Here is a 5457-nt window from a genome sequence, read left to right as displayed (position 1 = left end):
CTCGCGGCCGTCCGAGCGGAAGTTGGGATCGAGGACGATGAAGTGGACGCCGCCCTGGTCGAAAGAATAGTAGGTCCGACCGTCGGAGATGCCGGTGTTTTCGATCGCGCCGAGGAATTCGGCTTTGGTCAGGCTGTCCTCGTCGTGATTGCCGAGGACGTGATAGCGGGGTCCTTTGAAGCCGACGAAGACGCCTTCGATCGTGCGGAGAAAGGACAGGGTGCGGGCGGGAACGGGCTGAACATCTTGATCTTTGTAATCGCCGAGCTCGATGACGAAGTCGGCCTTCTCGCGGTTCATGACGCTCACGAACTCGGCCAGCTTGCCGGTCGATTCGCGATATATGCGCCCGCTGACCGAATCGCGATCGGCGTAGTGGAGGTCGGTGATGACGCCGAAGCGGACGATCGTCCGTTCGGGGGCCGTCTGGACCACAGGCGTCCGGCCGGCGGGCGACAGGGTGCCCGCGGCCAAAAGCCCGACGACGGCCAACAACAGAATCGCGGTCGTCCGTCTCGTCATTTTGCGTGCTCTCCCCTACCCTCTAGTCCGCGCCGACGGCCCACTCTTGCGAGCCTCGTCGGGCCACTCCACCTGTCGGCCCGTCCGCTTGTCGATCGGCATCTGGGCGCTCATGGCTTTCAAGCGCTCGGTCAGCAGCGCCGCCAAGGCGTCGGCGACACTCCCGTCCCGGTCGATCCGGTTGTCCGCCTCGCCGATGTCCTCGGCCAGGTTGAAGAGCTCGAAGCGCCGGTCGGCGTGGTAATAGATGAGCTTCCAATCCCCGCGCCGGATGGCGCTGTGGGCGCCGATGCCCGGTCCCTTCTGCCCCCAGTTGTTGGGGAAATGCCAGACGAGCGGCCGCCCGGTATCGACCGGCTTGGCCCCGCGCAAGAGCGGCGCGAAGCTGAGGCCGTCGATGGTCTGGACCGTCGGCGCATAGTCGATGCCGGCGATCTCGAGCAGGGTCGGGAAGAAGTCCTCGATGATGAGCGGGGCCGGGTTGACCGTGTCCGGCTTGACCACACCCGGCCATCGCACGATCATCGGCTCGCGCACGCCGCCCTCGCGGGCCGAGCCCTTGCCGCTCGAAAGCGGCTTGTTGTGGGTGTTCGGCTCACCGCCGCGGCCCGTGGCGCTCAAGCCGCCGTTGTCCGACATGAAGAGAACAACCGTTTTGTCGGCGATTCCGTGGGCCTCCAGGAAGGCCATGATGTCGCCCAGGCTCTTGTCCATGCCCTCGATCATGCTGGCGTAGCGGGCTTCGATCGGGTCCAAACCCATCGCCTTGTAGCGGGCCGCGAAGCGCGCGTCCTCTTCGATCGGCGCGTGGACGGCGTAATGGGACATATAGAGAAAGAAAGGCTTCTGCTCGTCCAAGGGCTTGCGCAGGGCCTTGAGCGCTTCGCGCGTCAGGGCCTCGGCCAGCCCAGTATCGGTGCCGTGATAGGCCTCCAGCCCGGGGACATCCCAGACCTTGTCGCCGTTTCGCCAGGCGGCCGAGTAGTCGTGCTCGCCCTGGTGGCTGCCCGGTCCGCCCGCCGCGTGCCCGGCGATGTTGACGTCGAAGCCGAGTGTTCGCGGGTCGGCGGCCGGGGTGCCGATGGCCCCAAAATGGGCCTTGCCGCAGTGGATGGTGTAGTATCCCCCCCGGTGCAGGAGCGCCGGGAGCGGCGTCGCCAAAGCCGTCCGCTCCACCCCCTGCGTGGGGCACATGCCGTTGACGTTCCATTCGGGGAAAAGCAGGGTTTCGTGTGGCTCGTCGGTGCTGATGTTGCGGCGCAAGGTCCAGTTGGTGACCCGGTGGCGGGCGGCGTTCATTCCGGTCATCAGGCTGATTCGAGTCGGCGAACAGACGCAGCAGGCATAGGCTTGGGTGAACTTAACGCCCTGGCGGGCCAGCCGTTCCATGTTGGGCGTCCGGTAGAGCTTGTTGAAAGGGGTCCGCTCGCGGAAGAACGGCTCCGAAGTGTCCTGCCAACCCATATCGTCCACAAGAAAGAGGACGATGTTGGGGCGCTGCCTTTCGGGAACGGCATTCAGCCGGGACCATATCCCGGAAGCGGCAAGACCCGCCAGGCCGCAGCCCGCCTCTCTTATGAACGTCCGTCTCGTCGTCATGACCGACCCTTTTTCGAGGACCCTCCGGAGATCACACGCACATCCGGCCTCAATAAACGCACTCGTGGGCCGCCGCCGCGAACGCTTTCAGATTCTCGACCGGCGTCTCGAAGAAATGGTCCGAGGCGGAGCAGATATATCCGCCCTCATCTCCCACGGTCTCGAACAGCTTCCGGACGGCCTTGCGGATTTCCTCGGCCGTCCCCGTGGTCAGGGTGTTGTGCTGGTCGACGCCGCCGATCATGGCCAGCCGCCCGCGAAGCTTGCGCTTAAATTCCCAGGGCTCTTGATTGCCGCCGATCGAGACCGGGGCCAGCGTCTCCGAGGCGTCGGCCCCGTTGCGGACGATCAGATCCTCGATCCCGAAGGTGCCGCCGCAGGTGTGATAGACGACTTTAAAGCCCATCTCGTGCAAGGCATCGTGCATGGGCCGGTCGTAGGGCAGGCAGAATGCCTCGTGCATCCGGGGCGAGATCAGGGTCGAGGAGGCCGAGCCTCCGCCCGTCTCGATCAGATCGAAGCGGGCCCCGCGCATCGACTCGATGAAGCGGAGCTTCTTTTCGAGCAGAATCTTGAGCAGGGCGTGGACCCAGTCGGGCTTGTCGATAGCGGTCATGATCAGGGCGCTGATGTCCATCAGGCAGGCGGCATGCTGCCAGCAGCCGGCCTGGTCGCCCCAAACAAAGCCGCGCAGGATGCCGTGATCGCCGACTTGATCATAGCGGCGGCCCACCGGCTCGGGATTCAAGCGCGGGACGGGCATGAAATCGCGAATGAGGTTGATGTCCTCGTCGCGCTTGATCAGGTACTCGGTGATCCAAGTCGTCTTGCGGTCGCCCTCGGTCTTGTAGGTCAGCGTCCCGCGCGGCGTCGTGATGGCATGGTGGACGACGCGATGATCGGGATCGGACGAGATGACGACCGCCTCGTCCCGCCATTCGGCCGACTTGAATTTGGTGAAGTCGGCGTCGGTCAGCCAGAACTGGTCCATGCTCTCGAAGTACTGGATCTGGGCGTCGAACCCGACTGCCCGATTGGCGGCCAAGTCGTCCATCCCGCCCATGTACGTATCGAGATGGAACTGCTGCCATTGGTGGACTGTCACGGGCAAGCGGTCGGGCTTTTCCCGGTTCAAGGCGGCGAGCAGTCGTTCCTTGGAGGTCATGGCCTCTCCCTTCAGGATGATCGATCCGGATTCTACCACACGGCCGCCGGGGGATCGAGAGGCGGCCGGCCGCCCTTCATGGTAGGATAGGGACTGCGAAAAACAATGGAAGCATACGCGGCGGCGGTGATCGGGGGCGGCCCGGCCGGGCTGTTTTACGCCCTGCGGGCGGCCGGAGACGGGAGGCGGATTCTGGTCCTGGAAAAGAAGCCTGCGCCCGGCCGCAAGCTGCTGCTCGCCGGTTCCGGCCAATGCAACCTCACCCAGGCCGGAGACATCAAAGAGTTTTTCTCCCATTACGGGGACAACGGCGCGTTCCTCAAGCCGGCCCTGATGAGCTTCGGGAATAGGGATTTGATCTCGTTCTTCGAAAAGCGCGGAGTGGCGATGGCCAAGGAGCCCGACGGCAAGGTGTTTCCCAAATCGCGGAAGGCATCCGACGTCCTGGATATCCTGCTCGCGGCCTGCGCGGACGCCAAGGTCAAAATCCGCGGCGGGAGCCCGGTGCTGGGCCTCTCCTTCGCGGACGGGTTGTTCCAGATTCGAACGACTCAAGCGACCTACCCGGCCAAACGGGCCGTCATCGCCACGGGTGGGATCACCTACCCCGGCACCGGCTCGACGGGCGATGGATTGAAGTTTGCCCGCGAGCTTGGGCATCAGGTAACCGAAACAGCGCCGGCCCTATGCGGCGTGCAGATTAAAGATTATCCCTTCGCCGATCTGGCCGGGATTTCGTTCCCCGATCGAACCATCTCGCTCGTCCGCGACGGTCGCAGGGTCAGGCGGCACACCGGGGATCTACTGTTCACGCACACGGGCCTCTCGGGCCCAGGCATCCTCGATTTCTCCCGGTTCCTCAAAGCGGGCGACACGCTGGAGATCGCGTTCGTCCCGAGCCTCACTCTCGAGGCCGTCGAAGAGGGCCTTCTCGGGCAGATCGCCGCGGCCGGCCAGCGGCTGATCGCGACGGCCCTGGCGGCCTTCGATCTGCCGGAGCGATTCGTCAAAAAGCTTTTAACCGAAGCGGGCTTGGATCCCGACTTGACCGGCGCCCATCTGTCCAAGCCCGGCCGCGCCGCGCTCATCAAGCGGCTGACCGCGTGGCCGTTGGTCGTGAGCCGACTGGGCGCCGCCCACGAGGCCATGGTCACCCGCGGCGGGGTCGCTCTGGCGGAGGTCAATCCCAAGACCATGGAATCGCGGCTTGTCCCCGGCCTTTTCTTCGCCGGGGAGGTCCTGGATATCGACGGCGACACCGGCGGATACAATCTTCAGGCGGCCTTCTCGACCGCCGCCCTGGCCGCCAAGCAGCTCACCAAGCTCTGACCCCGGTCGGGCCATTGCACTCGGGCCGGGCGCGGGACTACAATATCCGAAGAAGGGTTTATCCATAGGAGGGATCATGATCCTGACCAGCGTTCTCACCGCCGTCGGCGGCTTCATCATCGTCGTCTTCTTCGCCGGCATCCGCATCGTCCGGCCGACCCATCGCGGCTTGATCGAACGCCTGGGCAAGTACAAGCGCTTCGCCAAGCCCGGCTTCAACTGGCTCATCCCGGCGATCGACCGGATGTACCAGATCAACGTCACCGAAGTCATGGTCGACGCCCAGCCGCAGGAGATCATCACCAACGACAACCTGAACGCCCGGGTCGACGCCCAGGTCTATTTCAAGGTCAAGGAAGACGAAAACAACGTCAAGAACTGCCAATATAACGTTAACAACTACCAGTGGCAGATCGTCAACCTGGCCCGCACGACCCTGCGCAACATCATCGGCACCCTGACCCTGAAGTCGGCCAACAGCGAACGAGGCAAGATCAACTCCGAGCTGCAGCGGACCCTGCGCGAAGAGACCGGATCCTGGGGCATCGAGATTGTCCGAACCGAGCTCAAGGAGATCGATCCGCCCAAGGACGTCCAGGAGACGATGAACAAGGTCGTTAAAGCCGAGAACGAGAAGATCGCCGCCATCGACTTCGCCACTGCGACCGAGACCATTGCCGACGGCGCCCGCCGGGCCGAGATCAAGAAGGCCGAGGGCATCCGGCAGGCTCATATCCTGACCGCCGAAGGCGAGGCCCAGGCCATCAAGCTGGTCAACGAAGCTGCCGATCAATATTTCGTCGGCAACGCCCAGCTCCTGCGGCGCCTGGAAACGGTCGAAA

Annotated in this window: 5 protein-coding genes; 2 read left to right on the top strand and 3 right to left on the bottom strand. The window is 64.2% G+C overall.

Features of this window, described 5'->3' with window-relative positions; all coding sequences use genetic code 11:
- The 3 genes from NTZ26_15780 to NTZ26_15770 all read right to left on the bottom strand — a co-directional run.
- Window positions 1–522 (bottom strand): metallophosphoesterase (locus tag NTZ26_15780; GenBank protein ID MCX6561955.1); only part of this gene is annotated, 522 nt, incomplete at its 3' end.
- A gap of 15 nt (window positions 523–537) precedes the next feature.
- Window positions 538–2121, bottom strand: coding sequence for a sulfatase (locus NTZ26_15775; GenBank protein ID MCX6561954.1), 1584 nt, complete (start codon window positions 2119–2121; stop codon window positions 538–540).
- Between the two features lie 49 nt (window positions 2122–2170).
- Entirely contained in the window at window positions 2171–3286 is a 1116-nt protein-coding gene (locus NTZ26_15770) for a hypothetical protein (GenBank protein ID MCX6561953.1), read from the bottom strand.
- Window positions 3287–3391: 105 nt separating this feature from the next.
- On the opposite strand from NTZ26_15770, the gene NTZ26_15765 reads away from it, so the two are divergent.
- The gene (locus NTZ26_15765) at window positions 3392–4615 is read left to right on the top strand and encodes an NAD(P)/FAD-dependent oxidoreductase (GenBank protein MCX6561952.1); all 1224 of its coding nucleotides are present in this window, start codon (window positions 3392–3394) and stop codon (window positions 4613–4615) included.
- Window positions 4616–4691: 76 nt separating this feature from the next.
- On the top strand, window positions 4692–5457 hold a 766-nt coding region (locus NTZ26_15760; protein MCX6561951.1), incomplete at its 3' end, for an SPFH/Band 7/PHB domain protein.

This window comes from Candidatus Aminicenantes bacterium (genome assembly GCA_026393855.1).
Classification (GTDB): domain Bacteria; phylum Acidobacteriota; class Aminicenantia; order Aminicenantales; family UBA4085; genus UBA4085.
This window is presented reverse-complemented; position numbering and strand designations above follow the sequence as displayed.

Bases quoted from the DNA above. Each gene is read 5' to 3' on its own strand.
- NTZ26_15765 (MCX6561952.1), top strand. From the start codon at position 3,392: ATGGAAGCATACGCGGCGGCGGTGATCGGGGGCGGCCCGGCCGGGCTG.
- NTZ26_15770 (MCX6561953.1), bottom strand. From the start codon at position 3,286: ATGACCTCCAAGGAACGACTGCTCGCCGCCTTGAACCGGGAAAAGCCC.
- NTZ26_15775 (MCX6561954.1), bottom strand. From the start codon at position 2,121: ATGACGACGAGACGGACGTTCATAAGAGAGGCGGGCTGCGGCCTGGCG.